General features: G+C 66.2%; 22 protein-coding genes. 18 read left to right on the forward strand and 4 right to left on the reverse strand.

Annotated elements, in window-relative coordinates; all coding sequences use genetic code 11:
- Positions 1-67 precede the first annotated feature (67 nt).
- From ACW4E8_RS31615 to ACW4E8_RS31645, 7 genes are all read left to right on the forward strand, one after another.
- Positions 68-697 (forward strand): TetR/AcrR family transcriptional regulator, encoded by a 630-nt coding sequence (locus tag ACW4E8_RS31615; protein WP_456808110.1) that lies wholly within the window; start codon positions 68-70, stop codon positions 695-697.
- 529 nt (positions 698-1,226) lie between these two features.
- Complete coding sequence (gene flhB, locus ACW4E8_RS31620) at positions 1,227-2,369, forward strand: flagellar biosynthesis protein FlhB (protein WP_456808111.1); 1,143 nt, start codon at positions 1,227-1,229, stop codon at positions 2,367-2,369.
- Complete coding sequence (flhA, locus tag ACW4E8_RS31625) at positions 2,366-4,447, forward strand: flagellar biosynthesis protein FlhA (protein WP_456808112.1); 2,082 nt, start codon at positions 2,366-2,368, stop codon at positions 4,445-4,447. Before flhB ends, flhA begins: the two co-directional genes overlap by 4 nt.
- 10 nt (positions 4,448-4,457) lie before the next feature.
- Positions 4,458-6,788 (forward strand): flagellar biosynthesis protein FlhF, encoded by a 2,331-nt coding sequence (gene flhF, locus ACW4E8_RS31630; protein WP_456808113.1) that lies wholly within the window; start codon positions 4,458-4,460, stop codon positions 6,786-6,788.
- A gap of 11 nt (positions 6,789-6,799) precedes the next feature.
- Positions 6,800-7,594, forward strand: coding sequence for a MinD/ParA family ATP-binding protein (locus ACW4E8_RS31635; protein WP_456808177.1), 795 nt, complete (start codon positions 6,800-6,802; stop codon positions 7,592-7,594).
- A gap of 97 nt (positions 7,595-7,691) precedes the next feature.
- Positions 7,692-8,408, forward strand: a complete 717-nt coding sequence (locus tag ACW4E8_RS31640) for an RNA polymerase sigma factor FliA (protein ID WP_316155173.1) — start codon at positions 7,692-7,694, stop codon at positions 8,406-8,408.
- A gap of 38 nt (positions 8,409-8,446) precedes the next feature.
- Complete coding sequence (locus ACW4E8_RS31645; RefSeq protein ID WP_456808114.1) at positions 8,447-8,845, forward strand: flagellar protein FlhE; 399 nt, start codon at positions 8,447-8,449, stop codon at positions 8,843-8,845.
- A 68-nt stretch (positions 8,846-8,913) separates the two neighbouring features.
- Here the strand turns inward: ACW4E8_RS31645 and ACW4E8_RS31650 are convergent, their stop codons facing one another.
- From ACW4E8_RS31650 to flgA, 3 genes are all read right to left on the reverse strand, one after another.
- Positions 8,914-9,375 (reverse strand): flagellar protein FlgN, encoded by a 462-nt coding sequence (locus tag ACW4E8_RS31650; protein ID WP_456808115.1) that lies wholly within the window; start codon positions 9,373-9,375, stop codon positions 8,914-8,916.
- Between the two features lie 5 nt (positions 9,376-9,380).
- Positions 9,381-9,689, reverse strand: coding sequence for a flagellar biosynthesis anti-sigma factor FlgM (flgM, locus tag ACW4E8_RS31655; RefSeq protein WP_456808116.1), 309 nt, complete (start codon positions 9,687-9,689; stop codon positions 9,381-9,383).
- Positions 9,690-9,850: 161 nt separating this feature from the next.
- Positions 9,851-10,654 carry a flagellar basal body P-ring formation chaperone FlgA gene (flgA, locus tag ACW4E8_RS31660; protein ID WP_456808117.1) on the reverse strand — a complete coding sequence of 268 codons (804 nt, stop codon included), beginning with the start codon at positions 10,652-10,654 and terminating at the stop codon, positions 9,851-9,853.
- Positions 10,655-10,899: 245 nt separating this feature from the next.
- Between flgA and flgB the strand changes: the two genes are divergently transcribed.
- From flgB to flgL, 11 genes are all read left to right on the forward strand, one after another.
- Complete coding sequence (gene flgB, locus ACW4E8_RS31665; protein ID WP_316155169.1) at positions 10,900-11,307, forward strand: flagellar basal body rod protein FlgB; 408 nt, start codon at positions 10,900-10,902, stop codon at positions 11,305-11,307.
- An 11-nt stretch (positions 11,308-11,318) separates the two neighbouring features.
- Positions 11,319-11,726 (forward strand): flagellar basal body rod protein FlgC, encoded by a 408-nt coding sequence (flgC, locus tag ACW4E8_RS31670; protein WP_010812667.1) that lies wholly within the window; start codon positions 11,319-11,321, stop codon positions 11,724-11,726.
- Positions 11,727-11,781: 55 nt separating this feature from the next.
- Positions 11,782-12,453: a flagellar hook assembly protein FlgD gene (gene flgD, locus ACW4E8_RS31675; RefSeq protein WP_456808118.1), complete on the forward strand. Its 672-nt coding sequence runs from the start codon at positions 11,782-11,784 to the stop codon at positions 12,451-12,453.
- A gap of 68 nt (positions 12,454-12,521) precedes the next feature.
- Complete coding sequence (gene flgE, locus ACW4E8_RS31680; RefSeq protein ID WP_456808119.1) at positions 12,522-13,766, forward strand: flagellar hook protein FlgE; 1,245 nt, start codon at positions 12,522-12,524, stop codon at positions 13,764-13,766.
- 26 nt (positions 13,767-13,792) lie between these two features.
- Positions 13,793-14,536, forward strand: coding sequence for a flagellar basal body rod protein FlgF (locus tag ACW4E8_RS31685; RefSeq protein ID WP_456808120.1), 744 nt, complete (start codon positions 13,793-13,795; stop codon positions 14,534-14,536).
- A gap of 54 nt (positions 14,537-14,590) precedes the next feature.
- Positions 14,591-15,376: a flagellar basal-body rod protein FlgG gene (gene flgG, locus ACW4E8_RS31690; protein ID WP_010812663.1), complete on the forward strand. Its 786-nt coding sequence runs from the start codon at positions 14,591-14,593 to the stop codon at positions 15,374-15,376.
- Between the two features lie 11 nt (positions 15,377-15,387).
- The gene (flgH, locus tag ACW4E8_RS31695) at positions 15,388-16,086 is read left to right on the forward strand and encodes a flagellar basal body L-ring protein FlgH (RefSeq protein WP_456808121.1); all 699 of its coding nucleotides are present in this window, start codon (positions 15,388-15,390) and stop codon (positions 16,084-16,086) included.
- Positions 16,070-17,239: a flagellar basal body P-ring protein FlgI gene (locus ACW4E8_RS31700; protein ID WP_456808122.1), complete on the forward strand. Its 1,170-nt coding sequence runs from the start codon at positions 16,070-16,072 to the stop codon at positions 17,237-17,239. Before flgH ends, ACW4E8_RS31700 begins: the two co-directional genes overlap by 17 nt.
- 2 nt (positions 17,240-17,241) lie before the next feature.
- Positions 17,242-18,285, forward strand: a complete 1,044-nt coding sequence (gene flgJ / locus ACW4E8_RS31705) for a flagellar assembly peptidoglycan hydrolase FlgJ (protein WP_456808123.1) — start codon at positions 17,242-17,244, stop codon at positions 18,283-18,285.
- 212 nt (positions 18,286-18,497) lie between these two features.
- Positions 18,498-20,417: a flagellar hook-associated protein FlgK gene (gene flgK / locus ACW4E8_RS31710; protein ID WP_456808124.1), complete on the forward strand. Its 1,920-nt coding sequence runs from the start codon at positions 18,498-18,500 to the stop codon at positions 20,415-20,417.
- A 46-nt stretch (positions 20,418-20,463) separates the two neighbouring features.
- Positions 20,464-21,693, forward strand: a complete 1,230-nt coding sequence (flgL, locus tag ACW4E8_RS31715) for a flagellar hook-associated protein FlgL (RefSeq protein WP_456808125.1) — start codon at positions 20,464-20,466, stop codon at positions 21,691-21,693.
- 689 nt (positions 21,694-22,382) lie between these two features.
- Here the strand turns inward: flgL and ACW4E8_RS31720 are convergent.
- Positions 22,383-26,144, reverse strand: coding sequence for an SNF2-related protein (locus tag ACW4E8_RS31720; protein WP_456808126.1), 3,762 nt, complete (start codon positions 26,142-26,144; stop codon positions 22,383-22,385).
- Between the last annotated feature and the right edge of the window lie 4 nt (positions 26,145-26,148).

A 26,148-nucleotide genomic window follows, 5' to 3' on the forward strand; every position in this document is an offset into this window, starting at 1 on the left:
TCGATCACCATTGTCATTTGGCGGAGCGGCTATAATTGCGCTAACAAACGGCCAGGAGCATTGAGCGATGGGTGTCTCAAAACAGAAGGCGGTGGAGAACCGTCGAGCGATCATCGATGCGTCGGAAAAGCTTTTCCGCGCACATGGGATCGATGGCGTGGGGCTGAGTGCGCTAATGAAAGCAGCAGGTTTCACCCAAGGTGGCTTCTATAACCACTTCGCATCGAAAGGGGCGCTGGCGGCCGCGGTGGTGGAAGCTGCGATGGACAAGGTCAATCGCGATCTGAAGGAAGCAATCGCGGCGCCGATCAAGTCGGGCGGCAACCGTCTGCGGCGACAGGTCGACTTTTATCTGTCCGGCACGCATTGCAGTGATATCGAGCACGGTTGCGCGATAGCGGGCCTGACGGCGGACGTCCGCCGTCTTGACCACAAAGCCCAGGAACACTTCGCAATCGGCCTGCGGACGATGTTCGACACCCTGACGGCGCTTATGGAGGACCAGGGCGCGAGCGGTGCAGATGGCACCACCTCGCGACAGGAGGCCATCGCTTTCTATTGTGAAATGGTCGGTGCGCTCATCCTGTCGCGGGCCGTTGCGAGCGCCGATCCCGCGTTCGGGCAAGAGATACTGGAAGCTAGCCGCGAGACGCTGCTCAGGGAATTCGCGCTAGATACAACTGAAGCGAAGCGGTGAGGCAGTCTAACCGGTAGGGCCGGCTGTTGCCGCCAAAGTATCTGTCCCCGCGCATCGCGCGAGTATCGATGCGGGTTGCCCCTTATCGAGTTTTGTCGCCGACGCCCGTCGGCTGGGTGACGCGGCGCGCGGCGCTTACGCAGCGACTGTCAGCCGCGGGGAGGTGTTACGTGTAACGTAACGTATTCCGCGACCGACCCCGGCCGGAAGTTGGACGAGCTGTCGAAACCATCGTGCCGCGCAACCTTCGCCAAGGCAGGTTCGCTGACGATGCCTGATGGGCAAGCACAGCGCTGGCCCGAGGGGTGCGTCCACGACGGGCGGTGGCTTGCTTCAAGGCATTCGCCGGTCGACGGCTTCTCCAGATTCCCCCCTAAAGTCTCCCAACCCCCCCGCCGTTAACCCCCAAGCACCACCCATTTCCCAAACAACACCCAATTCCCCCGCCTTTTCCCATGAATGGGAAGGCTGTCCCGCTTCGATAATCCCTGCTGACGAATAGCGGCTTGCCGCTTCGCACGGAGCATGGATGTCCGAAGAAAGCGACCTCGAGAAAACCGAACCCGCCTCACCCCGGCGCCTGGAAAAGGCGCGCGAGGAGGGGCAGGTGGTGCGTTCGCGCGAGCTGGCCACGTTCATCATGCTGATCGCCGGCGTGACCGGCCTGTGGACGCTGGGCGGCCATCTGGGCCGCAGCCTGAACCAGGTGATGCAGGGGGCGCTGCGCTTCGAGCCGGCAACGGCGTTCGATACCTCGCGCATGCTGTCGCGCTTCGCCATGATGGTGTGGGACAGCCTGCTGGCATTCCTGCCGCTGCTGTTCCTGTTCGGCGTTGCTGCGCTGGCGGCGCCGTTGCTGCTGGGGGGCTGGGTGTTCTCGGGCAAGTCCTTCGCGCCGCAGTTCTCGCGCCTGTCGCCGCTGGCGGGGCTGGGCCGGATGTTCTCCGCACATTCGCTGGTGGAGCTGCTCAAGGCCGTGGCCAAGTCGCTGCTGGTGGGCAGCGTGGGTGCCTGGGTGCTGTGGCGGCGCCTGCCCGAGGCCATCGCGCTGATGAATGCGCCAGTGCAGGAAGCGCTGCTGCACATGGTCGACCTGGTCATGTATTGCTGCCTGGTGGTGTCGCTGTCGCTGCTGGTGGTGGCGGCCATCGACGTGCCGTGGCAGTACTGGGAGTTCTTCAAGAAGCTGCGCATGACCAAGGAAGAGGTCAAGCAGGAATTCAAGGAAAGCGAGGGCGACCCGCATATCAAGGGCCGCATCCGCCAGCAGCAACGCGCCATGGCGCGCCGCCGCATGATGACCGAGGTGCCCAAGGCCGACGTGGTGGTGACCAACCCCACCCACTTTGCTGTGGCGCTGCGCTATGAGGAAGGGCGCATGGGCGCGCCGCGCGTGGTGGCCAAGGGCACCGGCGATATTGCCGCCCGCATCCGCGAGCTGGCCGCCGAGCACCGCGTGCCGCTGATGTCGGCCCCGCCGCTGGCGCGTGCGCTGCACCGCCACGTGGAGCTGGGCCAGGAAATCCCCGCCGGACTGTATACCGCCGTGGCCGAAGTGCTGGCCTGGGTCTATCAACTGAAGCACTGGCACTACTCGCAGGGCCCGCAGCCACAGGCGCCCGCGGACCTGCCGGTGCCCGATGAACTCGCCGTACCGGAAATGCGCGCATGAACGCTCTGAGCAACCTGTTCAACCTGCCCGGCCTGCGCGCCGCCGGCCAGCTCAAGGCCATGACCGGGCCGCTGCTGATCATCATGATCCTGGGGATGATGATCCTGCCGCTGCCGGCCTTCGTGCTGGACCTGCTGTTCACCTTCAATATCGCGCTGGCGATCATGGTGCTGCTGGTCAGCATGTACACGCAGAAGCCGCTGGACTTTGCCGCCTTTCCGGCGGTGCTGCTGTTTACCACGCTGCTGCGCCTGTCGCTGAACGTGGCGTCCACGCGCGTGGTGCTGCTCGAAGGCCATACCGGCCCGGACGCGGCCGGCAAGGTGGTGGAGGCCTTCGGCCACTTCCTGGTGGGCGGCAACTTCGCGGTCGGCATCGTGGTGTTTGCGATCCTGGTGGTGATCAACTTCATGGTGATCACCAAGGGTGCGGGACGTATCGCCGAAGTCGGCGCGCGCTTCATGCTGGATTCGATGCCCGGCAAGCAGATGTCGATCGATGCCGACCTGAACGCCGGCCTGATCGACGAAGCCGCTGCCAAGAAGCGCCGCGCCGAAGTGGCGCAGGAGTCCGATTTCTATGGCGCCATGGACGGCGCCAGCAAGTTCGTGCGTGGCGATGCCGTGGCGGGCCTGCTGATCATGTTCATCAACGTTGCCGCCGGCATGGTGGTGGGCATGGTGCAGCATGACCTGGACTTCGGCACTGCCGTGCACAACTACACGCTGCTGACCATCGGCGACGGCCTGGTGGCGCAGATCCCGGCGCTGGTGATCTCCACCGCTGCCGGTGTGATCGTCTCGCGCGTGTCAAACGAGCAGGACGTGGGCGAGCAGCTCACGGGCCAGCTCTTTGCCAACCCGCGCGTGCTGTACCTGACCGCGGGCATCATCGGCCTGATGGGCATCATCCCGGGCATGCCGCATTTTGCCTTCCTGCTGCTGGCGGGCGTGCTGGTGTGGATGGGCCGTTATATGTCGCGCCGCGCTGCCACGCAGGAGCAAGTCAAGCAGCGCGAGGAGCGTACCCCGGCGGTGGCGCAGGAATCCACTGAAGCCAGCTGGGACGACGTCACGCTGGTCGACCCGCTCGGCATGGAAGTGGGCTACCGCCTGATCACGCTGGTGGACCGCGCGCAGGACGGCGAGCTGCTGGGCCGCATCAAGAGCATCCGCAAGAAGGTGGCGCAGGAGATCGGTTTCCTGGTGCCGGTGGTGCATATCCGCGACAACCTGGAACTCAAGCCCAACGCCTACCGCATCACGCTCAAGGGCGTGGAGATCGGTCGCGGCGAAGCCATGCCGGGGCAGTGGATGGCGATCAACCCCGGCCAGGTCAGCGGCACGCTGCCGGGCGCGGCCACGCGCGATCCCGCCTTCGGCCTGCCGGCGGTGTGGATCGACGCGGGCATCAAGGAGCAGGCGCAGTCCTACGGCTATACCGTGGTCGATGCCAGCACGGTGGTGGCCACGCACCTGAACCACCTGATCCACATGCACGCCGCCGAGCTGCTGGGCCGCCAGGAAGTGCAGGCGCTGCTGGACCGCATCGCCAAGGACTCGCCCAAGCTGACCGAGGACCTGGTGCCGAAGGCCATTTCGCTGACCGCGCTGCAGAAGATCCTGCAGAACCTGCTGGACGAAGGCGTGCCCATCCGCGACATGCGCACCATCCTGGATGTGGTGGCCGAGCATGCGCCCAAGATCAGCGACCCGAACGAGCTGACCGCGATGGTGCGCGTGGCGCTGGGCCGCGCCATCACGCAGCAGCTGTTCCCGAACAACGCCGACCTGCAGGTGATCGGCCTGGATGCCGGCCTGGAGCGCGTGCTGTCGCAGGCGCTGACCAATGGCGGCGGGATCGAGCCGGGCCTGGCCGATGCGTTGCTGCAGCAGACCCAGGGCGCGGTCACGCGCCAGGAACAGATGGGCATGGACCCGGTGCTGCTGGTGCCGTCGCAGCTGCGCCCGCTGATGGCGCGCTTCCTGCGGCGCACCATGCCGCAGCTGAGGGTGCTGTCGCATGCCGAGGTGCCGGACAACCGCAATATCCGCATCACCGCCATGATCGGCGCGTGAGGAGTCAAAGATGAGCGTAGCCAAGTTTGTCGCGGCCAACGGCCGCGAAGCCATGCGCCAGGTGCGCGAAGCGATGGGCCCGGACGCCGTGGTGCTGTCCAACCGCACCGTCGAGGGCGGCGTGGAGATTGTCGCCATGCGCGATACGGATCTGGGCAGCGTGCAGGCCACGGCGCAGGTCTACGTGCCACCCGCGCCAGTGGTCGAGCCCGCCGCCATCGGCGACCTGCGCGGCGAGCTGCAATCAATGCGCGCGATGCTGGAGCGCCAGCTGGCCGGGATCAACCCTGTCCCTAGCGCGGTTGCAAGCGCGGCAGCGCACGGCGTGGCCGCCAGCGACCCGCTGCGCGAATCCCTGTTTGAATGGATGGTCGGCGCCGGCTTCTCCGGGCAACTGGCGCGCACGCTGCTGGCGCGGCTGCCACTGGGCTACGACCGCCCCGCGGCCATGGGCTGGATTCGCACCGAACTGGCCAGCAAGCTGCCGGTGCTGGGCGACGAGGACAGCCTGTTCGCGCAGGGCGGCGTGCTGGCGCTGGTGGGCCCCACCGGCGTAGGCAAGACCACCACCACGGCCAAGCTGGCGGCGCGCTTCGTGCTGCGCCACGGCGCCGACAAGCTGGCGCTGCTGACCACCGACAGCTTCCGTATCGGCGCGCATGAACAGCTGCGCATCTACGGCGACATCCTGGGCGTGCCGGTGCATGCGGTGAAGGACGCCGCCGACCTGCGCTTTGCGCTGGCGGCGATGAAGGACAAGCACCTGGTGATTATCGACACCGTCGGCATGAGCCAGCGCGACCGCAGCCTGTCGGAACAGATCGCCATGCTGGCCGGCGTGCCCGCGCCGGTGCAGCGCGTGCTGCTGCTCAACGGCGCCAGCCACGGCGATACCCTCAATGAAGTGGTGCACGCCTACCGCCATGACGCCGCGCCGGATGGCGGCGGCATCGACGGCTGCATCATCAGCAAGCTGGATGAAGCCACCCACCTGGGCTCGGTGCTGGATGTGGTGATCCGCCACCGCCTGCCGGTGTTCTACGCCTCCACCGGCCAGCGGGTGCCCGAGCACCTTGAGTTGGCCAACAGCACTGCGCTGGTGGAGCGCGCCTTCCTGACGCCGCGCCGCGGTTCGGTATTTGCCGATGCGGACGCCGTACGCAGGCGCAGCGCCGGCACCGATGACGAGGCGCCCGCGCGTGGCGGTGCCGACGAGGTGCTGCGCTCGCTGACCGACAGCGCCGACGCGCTGAGCCAGTGCGTGGCAGAACTCAATGGCGCGGGCCTGGGCCTCGACCTGGCCCGCTCGCTGTGGCAACAGCGCAGCGCCGGCGCCCCGGCCCTGCGCGCCATGTCGCAGCAGGTGCGCGAAGCGGCCTGCCGCGACGTGACCCGCCAGTGCGAGCAGTACGTGCTGGCCAGCGCCGCCACGCTGCAAGTGGCCGTGCCCGGCCGCCGCACGCCGCAGCCGATGCAGCACACGCTGTGGCTCGCCGACCGCGACGGCATGCCGCTGGCTGCCACCGTGACCCCGACCGGCCGGGCCGGCCAGCCACTGGGCGAAGCCGAGTCCGATGCCGCCAGCCTGCGCGCCGCCATGAGCGCCGCGCGCAAGGTGGTCAACCTGATTGATGCCGTGCCGTCCGCCGGCACGCTGGCACGCTGGCAGCAGGCCGGCGAGCGCTGGGTGGCCGGTGCGCGCAAGACCGCGCGCGTGGTCAGCGCCGGTGCCGCCTGGAAGCTCGATGCGCTGGCCGACACGCTGACCTTCCACGCCGTCGGCGAGGACACCTTGCGCGAGCGTGACGCCGTGCGCTGGCTGGCCAGCGCCGAAGTGCGCGTGCCGGACAGCCCGGTGCGCGGCAAGGGCACCCCCGAAGGCGGTATCGATGCCTGCCTGGTGGTGGCCCGCCTGGCCGACCGCGCCACCGGCGAGTTGCTCGATACCCGCTACCTGTTGTGCGATCCGGCGCTGGCGCAGGATGCCGCGCAGGTGGCGCGCTGGGCCTTGTGGACCGACGCAGCCGATGCGCGCCTGCGCACGCTGCGCCACGCTATCGACCACTTCGCGCAGGACGCAGAAGCCGGCCACGCTGCCGGCGCCGCGCTGGCCGCACTGCAGCTGGGCCTGTCGGTGCTGCGCCTGGAACACGCGCCGACCGCGGCCGCGCCCGCCTTCCTCGCGCGCCTGGCTGGCCGCACGCTGCGCCAGGGCGTGCCGGTGCCGGGCACGGTGCTCAATGAAGGCATGGGCCGCATGCTGGCATTGCTCGACGTGCTGGAAAACTATCCGGGCCGCGGCACCGCCGTGTCCGCTGAAGCGATGGAGGTCCTGCAGTGAGCGCCCTCGCCATGGACCAGGCCGAGAGCCTGCGCCGGATGCTGGCGCCGCGTACGACGCGCCGTATTGCCGTAGTCGCAAGCGAACGCGGTGCCGGCGCCACCACAGTGGCCCTGGGCTTGTCGCATGCGCTGGCCATGCAGGGAGAACGGGTGCTGCTGGTCGACGAAGACGCCGCCGCGGCGCGCGCCACGCGGTTGTCCGGCGCCAGGCCCGCCGGCACCCTGGCCGATGTCAATGCAGGCCGCCTGTCGCTGGAAGCTGCTGCAGGCACCGGTCCCGGTGGCGTGCTGTCGGTGCTGCCGGCTGGCCGGCATGTGCCGGGCAGCGCCTTGCCGGCTGCTGCCGCGAGCGGTTTTCGCAGCGTGCTGGTGGATGCCGGCGTCGATGCCGAAGGCGCGCTGTCGCCGCTCGCGGGCGGCGCGCACAACGTGCTGATCGTGATGCGGCCCGAGCTGGCGTCGATTACCGCCGCCTACGCCTGCATCAAGCGCCTGCACCACCTGTATGCGTGGCGCCAGTTCCACCTGATCGTCAACATGGCGGCGAGCGAGGCCACGGTGCAGGCGATCCTGCGCAACCTCGCGCGCACGGCCAGCCAGTACCTGGGCGTCGAGGCGTTGTGCGCGGGCTGGTTGCCGTCCGACCCGCTGGTGGCGCGCGGCGTGCAACTGGGGCGCTGCGTGGTCGAGGCGTTTCCGGCGGCGCCGGCCACCACCGCGCTGCGCCGTACCGCCGGCAGCATCGGCGCCTGGCCGCTGCGCGCGGACACGTCCGCTCCCGCGCCCGCAGCCGCAATGGCCTGAGCCTGCCAGCCATGCCATCCAACCGAACCAGACCCTGAGCCAGCCCCCGCCGCACGGTGTGGCGGTCCAGCAATCCAGCATTCACGAGAATTGCACCATGTACACGATCCAGGGAAAGCTCGAACAGGCCGATGTGGTCAAGGCGCACGCACAGCTGGTGCGCCGCATCGCCCTGCAACTGGCCGCCAGGCTGCCTGCCAGCGTGCAGATCGACGACCTGATCCAGGCCGGCATGATCGGCCTGCTGGATGCCGCCAAGCGTTATGAAGACACCCACGGCGCGCGCTTCGAGACCTATGCCAGCCAGCGCATCCGCGGCGCCATGCTTGACGAGGTGCGCGCCAACGACTGGCAGTCGCGCAGCCTGCGCCAGTTCACCCGGCGCATTGAACGCACGCAGCGCGGGCTGGAGCAGAAGCTCGGGCGCGCGCCGGTCGACTCCGAAGTGGCCGAGGCCATGGAGATGGCGCTGGACGAATACCAGTTGCTGCTCAATGAGGTCTATGGCTGCCAGCTGCTGCACTACGAGGATTTCGAGCGCTCCGGCGAAGAAGACTTCCTGGACCGGCACCTTGGCGGCAGCGATGACGGCAACCCGCTGGCCGTGCTGATGGAAAGCGGCATGCGCGAGGCGCTGATCCGCGCCATCGACCGGCTGCCGGAGCGCGAGAAGCTGGTGCTGTCGCTGTGCTATGACCAGGAGCTGAACCTGCGCGAGATTGGCGCGGTGCTCGATGTGACCGAGTCGCGCGTGTGCCAGATCCGCGGCCAGGCGATTACCCGGCTACGCAACCAGTTGCGCGGCTTGCTGTGATGCGGGCGGTGGGCCGCGCCGCGCGCGGCGCTTGCTGGATGCTGGCTGCCGTATCGGCCTGCGCCTGGGCCGCCATCGAGGGCGGCACCCGCCACGCCTGGACCGGATCGGTCAACGGGCCGGCACTCCACGGCCGCGGACAGCGCGCGGTGTCGCCGCCGATCCTGCCCACCGGCGTCTTGCCGCAGTCAGAAGGGGTCATCACCTCGGTGCGCTGGCGCTACAGCTTCGCCAAGACCCCACCCCTGGAACTGCAGGCCTACCTCTGCAATGCCCAGCGCTGCGTGCTGCTGCCGCAGGCGGAAGGCAAGACCGATGCGTTCTTCGGAGATGATGCCACCAAGGGCTTTGTATTCGCGTTCCGGGTGCCGGGGCAGGGGAGCCTGGTGCCGGTGCTGCAGGGGCGCAGCAATGAGGTGGTGGTGGGGTTTAGGTAGGAGTGAATGTTCCGTTCTTTCGTCACTTCTGAATAAGTGACGAAAGAACGGAACATCTGGCGATCGCCTCAACCCGCCGCCAGACTCACCCCACCAGCCCCGGCCGCCGCCTTCCCATCCTTCCCATACAACCCCGCATCCCCGCCACTATGCTGGCGCAGCGCCTGGATGGCTTCGCGGGTGAAATCGAGGTGGGCGTTGACGACAGCGCCGTTCAGGGCGTTGCCGTCGCGCGCGGTGCGGGCGGCGAAGATCAGCTGGCGCCAGGCGTCGGCCACGGCCGGGTCGACCTGGCGGCCGAGCAGCTGGCCCTCGGGGCCGGCGCGCAGGCCAAGCGCGCCCATCTGGGCTTCGCGGGCCTTGAGCTGGCGGGACAGGGCCTGGCCCAGTTCAACCTTGCGCGTCAGCAGTCCGCTCAGGGACTGGAAGTCGCCCCGCCTGAGGGCGTCGCGCTCTTCGGCGAGGAGTTGGCCGAAGGCCTGGATGCCTTCGGTTTCGCGCTGCAGGGACTGGATCAGGCTCTGGTTCATTTCGGCTATCGAGGTTCGGCCTGGCCAAGCTCGCGCAGGGTCGCGAGCAGGCCGTCGGCAATCTTGCCCGGGTCGATCCTGATCCGGCCCTCGGCGATGGCCTGGCGGATCTCTTCGACCTTGGCGGTGTCGATATCGTCGTCCGTGGGCTGCGTCAGGCGGGCGCTGATGTCGCGCACCTGGGCGGCCAGCGGGCTGACGCTCAGGCCGGCGGACGGCGCCGCGGCGCTGGCCGGCGCGGCCTGGGGCCGGGCGGCGGCATCGCCCGCGGGGGCGTCGGCGGGCCGGGACGAGGCGGTGTGGTTGATCTTCACGGGGCGTTCCTTGCTGGTTTCCTATGGCATTACGGTCGCGCCGGCGAATTCTTTAGGGCGCTCGCCCCGATTTCGCCGCGCGGCGGTTTCGGCGGCATTTTCGCATGCCGCTTGCCACGGGTTTCCAGTCTTTTGGCCACGATTAAGGCACTTTCGGCGGGCTACTGCAGCACCACGGTGTCGCCGCTGCGCACCAGCCCGTTGACCACCTGGCCGCTGCGCAGGCGCACCTGCACGGTGTTGCCGGTGGCTGCATCGGCCAGCACCTTGCCTTCGCTGGTGATCTGGAAGGCATCGCCTTCCACGGCCACGGTGACGGTCTGGCCCTGGCGCACGGCGATGGCCTTGCGCAGCAGGTCGGCGCGTATCGGCGAGCCGGCGGCAATACGGTTGGCGGTGACTGCGCCGGCAAGCTGCGCCGGGTCGGTGATCACCGCGCGCGGCAGCGTAGCCAGGTCGCCCTGGCGGACTTCGATATCGGCCTGGCTGACCGGCTCGCCCGGGCCCAGCGCGCGCGCGGCGACGTAGTAATCGGTCAGCACCGACACGCGCGCCTGCATGTAGCGCACCCACGGCCGCTCACCGCCGCAGCGCACGCCGACAGAGACGCGACCCCACGGCGACGTGCCGGCGGGCAGGAACGGGTCGGGCGCAAGGCAATCCGGCGCGCGGCCACCCGAAGGCGGTGCCACCTGCACGCTGACCTTGCCCGGCAGGCCGGCGGTCTGCTGCAGCAGGAAGCGTTCGACGGCAACGCGCGCGGGGTCTTCGGCAAAGGGGCTGGCAGCGGGGTTGGCAGCGGGGTTGCCTGCATAAGCAGCCTGCTGCTGGCCGTGCGCGGCCGGCGCCTGCATGGCGACGGGCATGACCTGCGCCGGCGCAGCACCGGCGGCGGCCGGGCCAAGCAGGCAGGCCGCCAGCAGGGCTTGCGCCAGGCTGCGTGCGTTGCGGCGATTCTGTTTCATCTGGACTTCCCGGCAAGGACGGCACGGCATGCATGGCATGCCTGGCGCACCGCCCCGTGACTGGCTGCGCGCCCCGTTTACATCTGTCATCGGGGTCCCATTGTAGGCAGGCCCTCGCGCGAGGGCGGGCCGAAATGCATGGATTTCCCGTCCTTATTCATCCGATTGGCGTGACAGGTCGCCGCCTAAGATGGCAACCCTGAAGAAGGTCGTTCGCTCCGTTCACGTGAGCAGGGAGATCCCAGATGATTGACAGACTCGACGCGGCACTACGTTTCCAGCAGGAAGCGCTGAGCCTGCGCAACCAGCGGCAGTCGGTGATTGCCTCCAACATCGCGCACGCGGACACGCCCGGCTACAAGGCGCGCGATTTTGATTTCTCCAGCACGCTGGCGCAGAGCGTCGAGCGCGGCCACCGCAATGAAGGCATGTCGCTGTCCACCACCTCGGTGCGCCATCTGCCCGCGCAGGCCCCGGGGCGCGAGGAATTCGACCTGGCCTACCGCATCCCGCTGCAGTCCAGCGTCGACGGCAACACCGTGGAAATGGATACCGAGCGCGTGGCCTTCGCCGACAACGCCGTGCACTTCGAGTCCGGCCTGACGGTGATGAATTCCAAGATCAAGACCATGCTGGCCGCGATCCAGCAGTAGGGAGAGAGCGCATGCCGGCAATGAACATCTTCGACGTCGCGGGCTCGGCCATGGCCGCGCAGTCGCAGCGCATGAACGTGACCGCTTCCAACCTGGCCAATGCCGACAGCGTGGTCAGCCCCGACGGCCAGGCCTATCGCGCCAAGCAGGTCGTGTTCGGCATGGCGCCCACGCCGGGGCAGACGGACATCGGCGGCGTGCAGGTGCGAGGCGTGTCGGAAGACCCGTCGCCGCCGCGCATGGTGCACAACCCCACGCACCCCATGGCCAATGCCCAGGGCTACGTGGTGATGCCCAACGTCAACCCGGTGGAAGAGATGGTCAACATGATCTCGGCCTCGCGCTCCTACCAGGCCAACGTGGAAGTGCTCAACACCGCCAAGAACATGATGCTCAAGACGCTGACGATCGGCCAGTGACAAGCCCCGGCCTGTATCGGCAACGCCTCCACCAGCACGCAGACAACGAACCGACATGACAACCACCTCCGCGGTAGGCAGCAACAGCAACACCCAGGGCATCAACGACGCCCTCAAGAGCGGCAGCGCCAGCGCGTCCGAGCTGCAGAACAACTTCCTGACCATGCTCGTCACGCAGATGAACAACCAGGACCCGCTCAACCCGATGGACAACGCGCAGCTGACCTCGCAGCTGGCGCAGATCAGCACGGTCAGCGGCATGCAGACCATGAACGCCACGCTGTCGCAGTTGCTGTCGCAGGTCAGCGCCAGCCGCGCCATGGACTCCGCGGCGCTGATCGGCCATACCGTGATGGTGCCGGGCAAGCAGGTGTCAGTGGAAGGCGGCGTGCCGGGCAAGTTTGGCCTGGACCTGCCGTCGACCGCGGATGCGGTCACCGTCGACGTGCTCGACAAGGACGGCAACGTGGTGCGCACCATCGACATGAAGGGGCAGACCGCGGGCGTGCACAACGTCGCATGGGACGGCAAGAACAACGCCGGCGCGGCCGTGGCCGACGGCGACTACACCTTCAAGGTGACCGCCACTGCCAACGGCACCTCGGTGCAGCCGGTGGCGCTGGTCTACGGCAAGGTCCAGAGCATCAGCGGCGACGCCAGCGGCGTGCTGGTGGACCTGGGCGACGGACAGACCGCGAACGTCGACGACGTGCGCCGCATTCTCTAAAACGCAGGTGCCGGCAGCGCACAGGCGCCGGCCGGCTTCAACGACAGGCTAGTCAAAAGGAAGCAATCATGGGTTTCGGTCAAGGGGTAAGCGGCCTGAACGCCGCCGCGTCCAATCTGGACGTGATTGGCAACAACATCGCCAACGCCAACACGGTTGGCTACAAGCAATCGGCAGCGCAGTTTGCCGATGTCTACGCCGGCACCAAGATCGGCCTGGGCGTGCGCGTGAACTCGGTGGTGCAGTCGTTCAACCAGGGCAATATCGAGGCCTCGGGCCGTTCGCTGGATGTGGCCATCACCAACGGCAACGGCTTCTTCCGCCTGACCAGCCCGGAAGGCGCGGTCTACTACTCGCGCAACGGCCAGTTCCAGCGCCAGGAAGACGGCCGCATCACCAATATGCAGGGTCTGCAGGTGACCGGCTATCCGGCGGGCGTGGCCGGCGGAGCCGGCGTGCAGCCGCAGCCGCTGGTGATCAGCAACGCGCAGATGGAGCCCCGCGCTACCAGCAACATCACCGCCAAGTTCCAGCTTGACTCGCGCGCCACCGTACCGGCGCAGGCCTTCGCCAGCGCGGCCGGCACGCCGCCGACCAGCAACATGTTCAACTACAGCACGGCGATCAACGTCTATGACTCGCTGGGCAACAAGCAGCAGCTGATGGCGTACTTTGCCAAGGTGGCGGATTCGGCCGTGGCGCCGGTCCATCCGGCCGTGGCCGGCGGCACCGACTGGCAGATGTACGTGACCGACATCAACGGCAACATGGTCGGCGGCGCGCCCACCACGCTGGCGTTCGACAACGCGGGCGCACTGCAGTCGCCCGCTGCCGGCGCCGTCACCCTGACCCAGCCCGCCGCCAACGGCGCGCAGGCCATGGCGATGAAGCTGGACCTGACCGGCACCACCCAGTTCGGCGCCGACAACGACGTCAAGCAGCTCAGCCAGAACGGCTACACCTCGGGCAGCCTGCTGGGCTTCTCGGTCAATGGCGACGGCACCATCACCGGCAACTATTCCAACGAGCAGACCAAGCCGCTCGGCCAGATCGTGATGGCTGCATTCGGCAACGTCGAAGGCCTGAAGCCGGAAGGCGACAACGTGTGGTCGGCCACCGGTGCCTCCGGCCAGGCGCTGGTCGGCGTGGCCGGCGGCAGCATGGGCACGCTGCGCTCCAATGCGGTGGAAGCTTCCAACGTGGACCTGTCCGGCCAGCTGGTCAACCTGATTGTGGCGCAGCGCAACTACCAGGCCAATGCGCAGACCATCAAGGCGCAGGACACGGTCATGCAGACCCTGGTCAACCTGTGACCGCCACGCTGAGCTGAGCCGCCGCCATGGACCGCATGATCTACACCGCCCTGTCGGGCGCCAAGCAGATACTCGACCAGCAAGCGGCGGTATCAAACAACCTGGCCAACGTCTCCACGCCGGCCTTCCGCGCGCAGGTCAACCTGTACCGCGCGGTGCCGGTGGTGGGGCCGGAGGCGGGCACGCGCGCCTTTACGCTGGCCTCGACCCCCGGCGCCGACATGCGCGCCGGCCCGCTGACCTACACCGGCCGCACGCTGGATGTGGCGCTGCAGGGCAATGGCTGGCTGGTGGTACAGGCACCGGACGGCTCTGAGGCCTACACCCGTGCCGGCGCGCTGCAGGTGGCGCAGGACGGCCAGGTGCAGACCATCTCCGGCCTGCCGGTGATGGGCGACGGCGGTCCGCTGGCGGTGCCGCCGGGCTCGCAGGTAACCATCGGCACCGACGGCACCATCACCGCGCGCGGCCCCGGCGAAGCCTCTGCCGGCCTGGCGCAGGTGGGCCGGCTGCGCGTGGTCAACCCGCCCAACGACGCCATCGCACGCGGCGATGACGGCCTGTTCCGCCTGCGCCCCGGCGCGCAGCCGCTGGAGGCCGATCCCACCGTGCGCGTGATCTCGGGCGCGCTGGAAGGCAGCAACGTCAACCCGACCGAAGCCATGGTCGAGATGATCGCCAATGCCCGCCGCTTCGAGATGCAGATGAAGATGATCCAGGGCGCCGACGGCAACGAGCAGCGCGCCAACCAGCTGCTCTCGACCAACTGACCTGAATGAATGACCGGCACGGCGCGCCGTGCCAGGACCAACGCAAGGACCACCATGATCCGCTCTCTCTGGATTGCCAAGACCGGCCTCGATGCGCAGCAGACGCAGATGGACGTGATCTCGAACAACCTGGCCAACGTGTCGACCAACGGCTTCAAGCGCGGCCGCGCGGTGTTCGAGGAACTGATGTACCAGACCATCCGCCAGCCCGGCGCGCTGTCATCGGACCAGACCACGCTGCCTTCCGGCATGCAGCTGGGCACCGGCGTGCGCCCCGTGGCCACCGAGCGCATCCACACCCAGGGCAACCCGCAGCAGACCGGCAATGCCAAGGACGTGGCCATCCTGGGCCAGGGCTTCTTCCAGGTGGCGCTGCCCGACGGCACCACCGCGTACACGCGCGACGGCTCGTTCCAGGTGGACCAGAACGGCCAGCTGGTGACCTCCAGCGGCTTCGTGATCCAGCCCGCCATCACCATTCCCGCCAACACGCTGTCGATGACCATTGCGCGCGACGGCACCGTGTCGGTGACGCAGCCGGGCTCCAGCGCCAACGTGCAGGTTGGGCAGCTGCAGCTGGCCACCTTCATGAACCCGGCCGGCCTGGAAAGCATGGGCGAGAACCTGTACGTGCAGACCGATGCTTCGGGCGCGCCCAACACCACCGTGCCGGGCCTGAACGGCGCTGGCGTGGTGCAGCAGAACTACGTGGAAGCGTCCAACGTGAACGTGGTGGAAGAGCTGGTCAGCATGATCCAGACGCAGCGCGCGTATGAGATCAACAGCAAGGCCGTGCAGGCATCCGACCAGATGCTGCAGCGCCTGTCGCAACTGGGTTGATTGGTGTGAACATGGCCACCTTGCTTTCCCGCCTGGGCGCGCATGCGCTGGTTTGCCTGGCCGGCGTGGCAATGCTGGCCAGCGGCGGCTGCGCGCTGATGCCGCGCGAGCCGCTGGTGCAACTGCCCACCACCGCGCGCGCAGAGCCGCGGCCGATGGGGCCGGCTTCCGGCTCGATCTACCAGTCGTCCTACGCCGGCAATCCGCTGTTCGAGGACCGGCGTCCGCGCAATGTGGGCGACATCCTGACGATCCTGATTACCGAGAACGTCAACGCCAGCAAGAACTCCGGCACCAACACCAGCCGCAGCGGCAACGCCGCGCTGGCATTCGATGCCGTGCCGCGCGCGCTGGGCGGCCTGTTCGGCACCAGCCAGAACGCCAACATCAACGGCGCCAATACGCTGAAGGCCAGCGGCGGCGCCAGCGCGGCCAATACCTTCAACGGCACCATCACCGTGACCGTGCTTGAGGTGCTGACCAACGGCAACCTGGTGGTCTCCGGCGAAAAGCAGATGGCCATCAACCAGGGTGCCGAGTTCATCCGCTTCTCCGGCGTGGTCAACCCGCGCACGATCACCGGCGACAACGCCGTGCCCTCAACCCAGGTGGCCGATGCGCGCATCGAATACACCGCCAAGGGCGTGATCGACGAAGCGCAGAACATGGGCTGGCTGCAGCGCTTCTTCCTCAATGTTTCTCCGTTCTGACCGCGCCATGTCTGCTCCGATGCTCGCCCGTTTCCTGTCCCGCCTGCTGCGCCTGAGCGTGATCAGCCTGGCGCTTGGCGTGGCCTTTGGCGCCTTTGCCAGCGTCGCCAAGGCCGAGCGCCTGAAGAACCTGGCCACGTTCCAGGGCGTGCGCGAGAACCCGCTGGTGGGCTACGGCCTGGTGGTCGGCCTGGACAACACCGGCGACCAGACCATGCAGACGCCGTTCACCACGCAGAGCCTGACCAACATGCTCTCGCAGCTGGGGATCACGCTGCCGGCCGGCAAGAACATGCAGCTCAAGAATGTGGCGGCGGTGATGGTGACCGCCTCGCTGCCCGCGTTCGCGCAGCCCGGCAGCCAGCTGGACATCGTGGTGTCGTCCATGGGCAATGCCAAGAGCCTGCGCGGCGGCACGCTGCTGATGACTCCGCTCAAGGGCGCCGACGGCCAGGTCTATGCCATCGCCCAGGGCAATATGCTGGTGGGCGGCGCGGGAGCGTCGGCCAACGGCAGCAAGGTGCAGATCAACCAGCTGGCGGTGGGGCGCATCGCCAACGGCGCGATCGTTGAGCGCGCGGTGGCGCCGTTCCAGCCGGATGGGGGCGTGCTCAACCTGGAACTGAAGGACACCGATTTCGGCACCGCCGAGCGCGTGGTGGAGGCCATCAACCGCTCCATGGGCGGCGGCGTTGCCGCGGCGCTGGATGGCCGCGTGGTGCAGGTGCGTGCGCCGGCCTCGGCGGCCGCGCGCGTGGGCTTCCTGGCCCGCATCGAGAATATCGACGTGACCCCGGCCAAGGCCGCGGCCAAGGTGATCCTGAACGCCCGCACCGGTTCCATCGTGATGAACCAGGCGGTGACGGTGGAGGACTGCGCGGTGGCGCACGGCAACCTGTCGGTGGTGATCAACACGCAACCGGTGATCAGCCAGCCCGCGCCGTTCAGCGGCGGGCAGACCGTGGTGGCGCCGGTGTCGCAGATCGACATGAGGCAGCAGGGCGGCTCGCTGCAGATCGTCAAGGCAGGCGCATCGCTGGCCGCAGTGGTCAAGGGGCTGAACGCGCTGGGTGCAACTCCCGCCGACCTGCAGACCATCCTGGAAGCCATGCGCGCGGCCGGGGCGCTGCGCGCCGAGCTGGAAGTGATCTGACCATGAGCACGGCACGACCCCCGCAGGCGGCGGAGCTGACTCAGCGCTTTGCGCTGGATACGCAGGGCTTCGAGGCGCTCAAGCACAGCGCGCGCGGCGGCGCCGACGCCAATACGCTGCAAGCCGTCGCGAAGCAGTTCGAGGCGGTGTTCACGCAGATGGTGCTCAAGAGCATGCGCGATGCCACCCCGCAGGACGGCCTCTTCGACAACGAGCAGAGCAAGCTCTATATGTCGATGATGGACCAGCAGCTTGCGCAGCAGATGTCATCGCGCGGGATCGGCCTGGCCGATGTGATGGTGCGCCAGCTGGCGCGCGCCACGGGCACGCCGATGCCGGCCGGCATGAGCGCCATGAGCCCGGCCGAGTCAGGCAAGGCGGCGGATGCCGAGATGGCAAGGCTGCTCGACAGCCGCGGCGCCGGGGCGATCCCGGCCGACGCCGACGAGCAGGCCGACCTGCCGGCGATCGGCACCATCGTGCCGGGGCAGAACTGGAATCCCACTGCCGGCCTGCGCCAGTACCAGCCGCAGTGGTACGCGGACCGTGGCCAGGGCGAGGACAGGCTGGGACGGCTGCCGGACGACGCGCCGGCCCACGTCAGCGCCTTTGTCGCCCGCATGGCCGGACCCGCGGAAGCCGCCGCGCGCGCCAGCGGCGTGCCGGCGCGGCTGATCGTAGGCCAGGCGGCGCTGGAATCCGGCTGGGGCCAGCGCGAGATCACGCACGCCGACGGCTCCACCACCTTCAACGTCTTCGGCATCAAGGCCGGCGCCAACTGGAAGGGGCGCGTGGCGGAGATCACCACCACGGAATATGTCGACGGGCAGCCGCAGAAGGTGCGGGCGAAGTTCCGTGCCTATGGCTCGTATGACGAGGCCTGTGCCGACTATGCCCGCCTGCTGACGAACAACCCGCGCTACGCGGGCGTGGTCAGCGCGGCGTCTGCTGAAGAGGCGGCGCATGGCCTGCAGCGCGCGGGCTATGCCACCGATCCGGCGTACGGGCACAAGCTGGTGAAGATCATGAAGAAGGTGGCGGCCTGAGGAGCAGGTGGTTCAAGCGTAGCTGCCACCGTATGTACAAGGCACCCCTCTCCCGCAAGCGGGAGAGGGGTGCAAACCGCCGCGCAGCGGGCGGCAGTGCGTTTGAATCCATTTCCCAGCCTAAAGTCCCGCCCCCAACCAGCCGATAACTTCCACATCCACCACCGCCGGCCCTCGCCGCGGCAGTCCCATCAATCCGGGGTCAGAGCACAATGTCTCTCTTCAGTATTGGTCTTTCCGGCCTGAACACCGCGCAGAACGCGCTGACGACGACCGGCCACAACTTTGCCAATTCGGCGACCGAAGGCTATTCGCGCCAGAACACCATCGTGGCCTCGGCCGGCGGCCAGTACACCAGCCAGGGTTTCTATGGCTTCGGCTCCAACACCACCACGGTGATCCGCGTCTATGACGAGTTCCTGACCGGCCAGCTGCGCGGCGCCACCTCGGCCAGCGCATCGCTGGCGGCGTACTCTGACCAGATCGCCCAGATCGACAACCTGCTCGCCGACCAGAAGGGCGGCCTGGCGCCGCTGATGCAGAAGTTCTTCGCGGCGGTGCAGGCCGTGGCCGACACCCCGGCCGATCCGGCAGCGCGCCAGGGCATGCTGTCAGCCGGACAGGCGCTGGTGGGGCAGGTGCGCTCGGCCAGCAACTACTTCAAGCAGCTGCAATCGGGCGTCAATGAGCAGGTCGGCACCGCCGTTTCGCAGGTCAATGCGTACACCAAGCAGATTGCCAACCTGAACCAGGAGATCACCCGCCTGAAGGCTGCCTCCGGCGGCCAGCCGCCCAACGACCTGCTGGACCAGCGCGACCAGGCCGTGGCGGAGCTGACCAAGCTGGTCGGCGCCAAGGTGGTGGTGCAGGACAGCGGCACCTACAACGTGTTCGTCGGCAACGGCCAGCCGCTGGTGATGGGCAATGACGCGTACGAGCTGAAGGCGGTTGCCTCGGCGGCCGATCCCAACCGCACCGTGGTGGCCTACACCCTGCCCAACGGCAACGTGTTCGAGAGCGAGCCGGGTGCGATCACCGGCGGTTCGCTGGGCGGCCTGCTGCAGTTCCGCACCGAGTCCCTGGACGCGGCGCAGAGCGCCATCGGCCGGCTGTCGCTGGCGATCGGCCAGAGCTTCAATGCACAGCACAAGCTGGGCATCGACCTGAACGGCGCGATTGGCACCGACATGTTTGCACTGGGTGGTGCCACCGCGATCCCCAACGCCAACAATACCGTGAAGACCACGGTGGCAACGGCCAGGATCGACAATGCCTCGGCCCTGACCACCAGCGACTACAAGCTGCAGTTCGACGGCACCAACTACACGCTGACGCGTCTCTCTGACAACCAGCAGGTGGTCACGCCGGTGCCCGCCGGCGGCGCCAGCTACCCGCTGCAGTTCAGCGCCGACGGTTTCACCGTCGAGATCAATGCGGCGATGGGCACCAACGATTCGTTCACGATCCAGCCCACGCGCAATGCCGCCACCGGCTTCGACATGGCGATCACCGACCCGGCCAGGATCGCCGCGGCATCGCCGGCTCGCGCCGACGCCGCGGCATCGAACAAAGGCAACGGCACGGTCAGCCTGGGCAATGTCGCGCCCGGCTATTCGCTGCTGTCCGGCACGATCACCGCCAAGTTCGACGGAACCCAGTATGTCTTCAGCGATGCCAACGGACCGCTCGCGTCCCAGCCGGCGCCCGTGCCCAACGGCAGCAATACCGACTACACCCTCAACGGCCTGACCTTCAGCTTCGGCGGCACGCCCAAGACGGGCGACAGCTTCACGCTGAGCAGCAACGCCGGCGCGGTCAAGGACAACGGCAACATGCTGGCGCTGGCCAAGCTGCAGAACGCCAAGACCATCGGCGGCGTGTCCAGCTTCAGCGAGGCCTATGCCCAGCTGGTCAACGACGTCGGCACACGCGCCAAGTCAGTCAAGATCGCCTCGGCTTCGCAGGACAGCATCACCACGCAGATCAAGACCGCGCAGCAATCGGTGTCCGGCGTCAACATGGACGAGGAGACCGTGTCGATGCTGCGTTTCCAGCAGCTGTACCAGGCCAACGCCCGGGTGATCCAGACGGCTGGAACGCTGTTCGACACCATCATCGGCATCGGCAGGTAAGCGCCGGCACCCACAAGCGTCAGCAGAGTCAGAAGAGGTAACCAATATGCGCGTTGCAAGCTCCACCCTGTACCAGCAAGGCCTGGCTTCGATGAACTACCAGCAGGGCTCGCTGCTGCATATCCAGCAGCAGCTCGGCACCGGCCGCAGCATCCTGACGCCGTCCGACGATCCCGTCGGCGCCACCCGCGCCCTGGGCGTAAGCCAGGCGCAGGCCGTCAACGGCCAGTACGCAACCTCGCGCAAGCAGGCCAATATCGCGCTGGCCGCGGAAGAGAACGCGCTGCAGTCGGTGACTACCGTTACGCAGAACATCCAGACGCTGCTGGTGCAGGCCGGCAACGGCACCATGAGCGATGCCGACCGCGGCTCGCTGGCCACGGCGCTGGAAGGCCTGTACAACCAGCTGGCGGGCCTGGCCAACTCCGACGACGGCAACGGCCAGTACCTGTTCGGCGGCACCCGCTCCGGCAGCGCGCCGTTCACGCAGAGCACGGGCCCCGGCACCTACATCGGCGACAACGGCCAGCAACTGCTGCAGGTCGATGTGGCGCGCCAGATGCCCGCCGGCAACACCGGGCGGGAAGTGTTCATGAGCGTGACCGGCGGCGCCGGCTATGTCGTCAAGGGCAATGCCAACAACACCGGCAGCGCCACGTTCGGCACGGTGTCAACCACGAACCCGAGCGATCCCAACTACGGGCTCTCGATGGAGGTCAAGTTTGCGACCAATGCCAGCGGCCAGATGGAATACACCATCACCGACCTGTCGGCAGGCACGACCCCCGCACCGGTCGTGAAGGGCCCCGTTGCCTACACGTCGCCAGCCCATATCGACGTCGGCGGCGTCAGCTTCAACGTGACCGGCGATCCCAAGGACGGCGACACCATGACCATGGATCCCGCCAGCAAGGCCGGCACCGACATGTTCGCCAACCTGCAGACGGTGATCGACACGCTGCGCCAGCCCACGCCAGACAGCAGCGATCGGGCCCATCTTGGCAACGTCATCTCCACTGCCACGCGCCAGTTCTCCAACTCGCTCGACAACGTGCTGACCGTGCGGGCATCGGTGGGCTCGCGCATGAATGAACTGGATGCGCTGGACGATGTGGGGTCCAATCGCGACCTGACCTATGCGCAGACGCTGTCGGGGCTGCAGGATCTGGATTACGCGAAGGCGATTACTGAGTACTACCAGCGGCAGACGGCGCTGCAGGGGGCGCAGCAGTCGTTTATGCAGATTCAGGGGATGAATTTGTTTAAGTATTTGTAAGGCGGGTGGGGCGCCCGCTATTGAGGAAGTGCCACTGCACAATAAACTGTGTCAAAACGGTCCATTATAGTTGGGCAGTTTGCGCAATGATGTGCCTGCAAAACCTTACCCGGTAAGGAATTGTCCAACTATGTTATGTTGGGCAATTTCTCTACAACTACTACCACGCAAATTTATTTGCTGAAGCAATTTTGTACCTTGCTGCGTTGTGATCGATGGGTGAATGTTGGCTCGTCTACAAGACCGATCCTGATTCCCGAACCTCGCAGAGGCTAGCGGCAACGTTCGCGATTTCTTCATAGACCGTGCGTTGGCTATCCGGGCCTGTACACGTAATCCACTTAGCGTCACGGGCACGCGACCCAAGAGGGTAGAACTCGAAGGCCATCCCCGGTTTCCATGCTGGATGATGTCTCAAAGCTTCGTTCAGTATCTTAAGATACTGAATCCTACTAAAAACTTGCCTAGACATGGCGTTCTCCGGCTACAGCGCATCGTCGACAGCCTAAGGATAGGCTGCCTTGGCGGTCCGCGAGCCGGCGACGATCCCGATCGACCACTGGGCGGCCATTCGAGTCTGCTTGGCCCGGCGCTAGGACGGCGCAATGCGGAGATATATTCCCATCCGCGTGATGTTGCCGTTTGCGGGTATCTGCTGGCTGACGCCCGCAAATCTGCCGATTTTCTGGTCAGGCCTCAATGCCCGCCTGTTGCCACTCGGCATACAGCATGCGCTCCACATCCAACATCGTCACCTCGTACTCGAGCAGCATTTTTGCAAGCTCGGGTTGTTCGAGTAATTCTACACCGTTTAGCGCGGCATTCTCATGGGCCTGTCGGTTGAAGTACTGGTTGGTCAAACACACCTTCTGGAAGGTCACACCCGGATGCCGCCGGCGGTAGAATGCTTCGCCCGTGACGACGTCCTTGACTGCGTCCCAACCCAGCGTCGTACCCTCATTCCGGCTAGTTTTGGCCTGGACCAGTTGCCCCTTTGCCCCGTTTAGCGCGACGACATCTACGCCATTGTCGCTCGCCCCTGGCGTACGGTAGCTGGCGTAGCCACGCTTGTTCCACAGGGAGCCGGCAAGGCATTCGAAATGCTGCCAGGTCATGCGCAGCGCCATGTCCAGCGTGACACGCGGATCGATGTCCTTTGCATGCGCCCCCGGGACGACTTCGGCAAGATCGAAGTTGCCCGGCATCAAGTCTCCTGCACCGTTCAACATATCGTCGGCCAATTCGCGCTTGTAGCTCAATAGCTGATCGAGCTTGACATCGAAGGTCACGAAGTCATCAGCGCGGACCACGGGATAGTAGACGTGTACGGGCTTCGTCTGCCCGATCCGATATGCGCGATCCGTCGCCTGATCTTCCTTTGCCGGATTCCAGGTTCTGGTGTAGTGCACGACGTGATTGGCCGCCTGGATATTGACGCCAAATCCCACGGCAACCGGGGAAAGCACAAGCACACCGAAACCCTCTGCTGCCTGGAACGCCTTGATGCGCTTCTGGCGGCTGGCGGCATGCGCAGGCGCAGTTGTCGTATCTCCGTTGATGATGTCCGGTCGGAACCCAAACTCAGACTCGATGTAGTGCTGCAGCAGGCGCTGGATCTCGCGAAATTCGCAGAAGACAATGACTTTTTCTCCGCGGGCCTTGATTTCCTTGAGCTGCCGCAGCAACCAGTCGAGCTTAGGCGCCTTCTCCCGATAATCCTGTAAGGCTTCGGACTTGAAAACGCTTAACCCGTGCCGACGTGGGTCGGTGCAAACCAGGCGCAGGTAGTGCAGCAGGCCGAGGTGATTCTTGAACGGCGATCCCGCGGCCGGATCCTCCCGTTTCTTGAAGCTCTCGATGGCCTGTGCATAGAGACTGCGCTGCATCGGCGATAACGGAAGGCTTCTGCATGCCTCGTCAATGATCTTGGGCGGCAGGTCCTTGGCGACGTCCGCTTTCAACCGACGCAATATCTGCGGCTCGATCTTGGCCCGCAACTCCTCGACGCGGGCCTTTTCTTCCTCCGTCTTGGCCTCGATCGGCTTGCGATAGCGTTGTCCGAAATCGTTGAGGGCGCCAAGCAGGCCAGGCTGCACGTAGTCGAAGAGACACCACATGTCCGCCAGCGTGTTTTCCACGGGCGTTCCAGTGCAGGCGATCCGGAAATCGGCATTCTGCTTCTTTGCCGCACGCGTCACCATGGCAGCCGGGTTCTTGATCCGCTGGGCCTCGTCGCAGACCATCAGCGACCACTTCTGGGCCGCAAAAGAAAACTCCAGATCCCTCAGCGTCTCATAGGTCGTCAGAACAACCTTCGCGTCGTCGACCCAGTCCGGCCGGAGAAATTTGACCAGGCCGTCCTCGGCAAGCAGTCGCTGCTCGATCTGTGCGCGAGGTACGCGCAGCGCTGCCAGGCTCTCGCCATAGGCAGTCAGGAGCCGCAGTGTGCCAGGCAGGAAAAACCGATCGGCTTCTTCGGCCCAGTTTTCGAGCAACGAGACAGGAGCAACCACCAGCATCGGTGGCAGGTCCGGCTCTCGCTCGAGCAACGATGCCATCAAGGCAAGCAGCTGGAACGTCTTGCCCAGCCCCATATCGTCAGCCAAGACCGCGCCGCGGACCTGGTACTCGGTCTGCAGGCTGTAGAGGTGCTGCATCCATGCCAGCCCAGCAAGTTGATGCGGCATGAGCGAGAAGCCGGGCCGAATGCTTGCCGGGATCCTGGGCTGCAGTGGAACGGCCTGCAGCGCTTCCCGTCGAAGTTCCTCGTACTCGAGCACCTGGATGTTGGCGCGCAACATCAACTGCTTCTTTGGCCCAAGGCCGTTGGTGGCTTTGTCTGAGGTTGTGCCGTCTCGAGTCTTTCCGATCGAATGATCCTCAAACGCCTGCTCCGAGGCCTGCACCAGCTTCTTGGCGTCGTCGACAGCAACGCGGTCCGGAAGAAGAGCGGAGACGATCTCCATGTTGCCCGCCAGCTCGGCAGCTGTGAGCTCTCGCTTCAACTGCTGGACTTGCTCGTGTGATAGCGAGACATCCATCGGCGTCCCGCCATCCGATCGGGGAATAGTCGAGGTCGCCCGGACATTCTCCGGGAACCAACTGCTTCCGTCGTTCTTTTTCTCAATGTAAGGGGAGTTATAAGGCTTCTCGACACCGATGCCTTCGATTCGTGCGGAATAGCCCGCGAGATCGTGAACTTGGTCATAGGACACCAGGGGCGGTCGCGTTTGCCTCCGAGCGAGCGCATCCCGAAGATCAGCCAGATGGCTGTCCGTGTTACCGTCGAGCACCAGATCAAAGCCATCCCACGCCAAAAGCTGGTAACCCATCGATCTAGCGCGTTCGAGCGCCTGGACGAACGATGACAGCCGTGCATCGTCCAGCCACTGCGTTTCCGAAGAGGCTGGCCCTGCGGCAACCGCGGTCTCGATCAGCAGACCTACTCGACGGGGATAGCCTGTACCATCACGCTCGAACACCGGTGTAAAGCGTTCGTAGGCAAGCCCGGCGTCTTCCCGCGCCTTTTCGAACTGCACCTCCTCGATGACGTCGTTGGCATCGGCGCCAAGCGTGGCATAAGGGTTGAGCAAGAATGCCTGCGCGCGCGTACCTGCAACCCGACGCCCGGGCAGGCGCTTGACTTGCTGCAGGACAGTGCGCACCTTGGGTGAGATCAGGACCTGGACGATGCCGTCCGGCGTGACAATGTCATATCGATCGCGAACGTCCCGGGCGCGGTCGAAGGAGGCGAGCCAATCGGTTGGCGCACCGTCGAATGTCGGCTCAATCTCGACCACACGGTCATCGGTCACCGCAGACGACTTCCGCAAGCCGATTTGCAGCTTTTCCGGGGTCAGCACGACCGACCGGAGCAAGAAGTCATCGAGCTGTGCGTCCGCCGCGAGCGCCAGTTTGCGGATTCGTCCCCACGCCTGACGATGAGAGAGATCGCTACGCTCACTCTCGGGCCTCCTGGCGAATGACACCACTTCCCTAAGTAGGTTCCATTGCCGTGGCTGCAGCAGCGATGGTTGACCATCGACGTCAAGCAACGGGCCTACCGGTCGGGTATTGATGCGACGCCCATCTTCCAATTGCCAACCCGCAATGGCAATCGAGAAGGTTTCGTCGGTCAACGAGTTGCTGCTGCGCAAGATAGCGCGCGCTGTCGTAAATGAAGGGAGTGCCAGGGCGTCGGGCAGTCCCGTGTAAGATGGACTAGCGAGTGCCGCATATAGCTCGTCCCAACCGATCAGGTACCCCTCCGACGTCTCGACAGCGAACCCTTCATCGGCCATCTGGGAGAGATATCCACCCAACATCGGATCGCCGACGTCGACACCTTTGGAGAGAGACAAACCCGGGGTGACATGGATGCCTGCCTCTGACCAATGTCGTTGCCAACCTTCGCCTTTTGGCGCCGGTGCCTTTTTGAACAATTTGAACACGCGG

Source organism: Cupriavidus sp. CP313 (assembly GCF_054072015.1).

What these genes read in the sequence shown, in the direction of transcription:
- flhB (WP_456808111.1), top strand. Translation starts at nt 1,227, where the DNA reads ATGTCCGAAGAAAGCGACCTCGAGAAAACCGAACCCGCCTCACCCCGG.
- flgK (WP_456808124.1), top strand. Translation starts at nt 18,498, where the DNA reads ATGTCTCTCTTCAGTATTGGTCTTTCCGGCCTGAACACCGCGCAGAAC.
- flhA (WP_456808112.1), top strand. Translation starts at nt 2,366, where the DNA reads ATGAACGCTCTGAGCAACCTGTTCAACCTGCCCGGCCTGCGCGCCGCC.
- flgJ (WP_456808123.1), top strand. Translation starts at nt 17,242, where the DNA reads ATGAGCACGGCACGACCCCCGCAGGCGGCGGAGCTGACTCAGCGCTTT.
- ACW4E8_RS31645 (WP_456808114.1), top strand. Translation starts at nt 8,447, where the DNA reads ATGCTGGCTGCCGTATCGGCCTGCGCCTGGGCCGCCATCGAGGGCGGC.
- flhF (WP_456808113.1), top strand. Translation starts at nt 4,458, where the DNA reads ATGAGCGTAGCCAAGTTTGTCGCGGCCAACGGCCGCGAAGCCATGCGC.
- flgC (WP_010812667.1), top strand. Translation starts at nt 11,319, where the DNA reads ATGCCGGCAATGAACATCTTCGACGTCGCGGGCTCGGCCATGGCCGCG.
- flgD (WP_456808118.1), top strand. Translation starts at nt 11,782, where the DNA reads ATGACAACCACCTCCGCGGTAGGCAGCAACAGCAACACCCAGGGCATC.
- flgG (WP_010812663.1), top strand. Translation starts at nt 14,591, where the DNA reads ATGATCCGCTCTCTCTGGATTGCCAAGACCGGCCTCGATGCGCAGCAG.
- ACW4E8_RS31700 (WP_456808122.1), top strand. Translation starts at nt 16,070, where the DNA reads ATGTTTCTCCGTTCTGACCGCGCCATGTCTGCTCCGATGCTCGCCCGT.
- flgE (WP_456808119.1), top strand. Translation starts at nt 12,522, where the DNA reads ATGGGTTTCGGTCAAGGGGTAAGCGGCCTGAACGCCGCCGCGTCCAAT.
- ACW4E8_RS31640 (WP_316155173.1), top strand. Translation starts at nt 7,692, where the DNA reads ATGTACACGATCCAGGGAAAGCTCGAACAGGCCGATGTGGTCAAGGCG.
- ACW4E8_RS31685 (WP_456808120.1), top strand. Translation starts at nt 13,793, where the DNA reads ATGGACCGCATGATCTACACCGCCCTGTCGGGCGCCAAGCAGATACTC.
- ACW4E8_RS31635 (WP_456808177.1), top strand. Translation starts at nt 6,800, where the DNA reads ATGGACCAGGCCGAGAGCCTGCGCCGGATGCTGGCGCCGCGTACGACG.
- ACW4E8_RS31615 (WP_456808110.1), top strand. Translation starts at nt 68, where the DNA reads ATGGGTGTCTCAAAACAGAAGGCGGTGGAGAACCGTCGAGCGATCATC.
- flgH (WP_456808121.1), top strand. Translation starts at nt 15,388, where the DNA reads ATGGCCACCTTGCTTTCCCGCCTGGGCGCGCATGCGCTGGTTTGCCTG.
- flgA (WP_456808117.1), bottom strand. Translation starts at nt 10,654, where the DNA reads ATGAAACAGAATCGCCGCAACGCACGCAGCCTGGCGCAAGCCCTGCTG.
- flgL (WP_456808125.1), top strand. Translation starts at nt 20,464, where the DNA reads ATGCGCGTTGCAAGCTCCACCCTGTACCAGCAAGGCCTGGCTTCGATG.
- ACW4E8_RS31650 (WP_456808115.1), bottom strand. Translation starts at nt 9,375, where the DNA reads ATGAACCAGAGCCTGATCCAGTCCCTGCAGCGCGAAACCGAAGGCATC.
- flgB (WP_316155169.1), top strand. Translation starts at nt 10,900, where the DNA reads ATGATTGACAGACTCGACGCGGCACTACGTTTCCAGCAGGAAGCGCTG.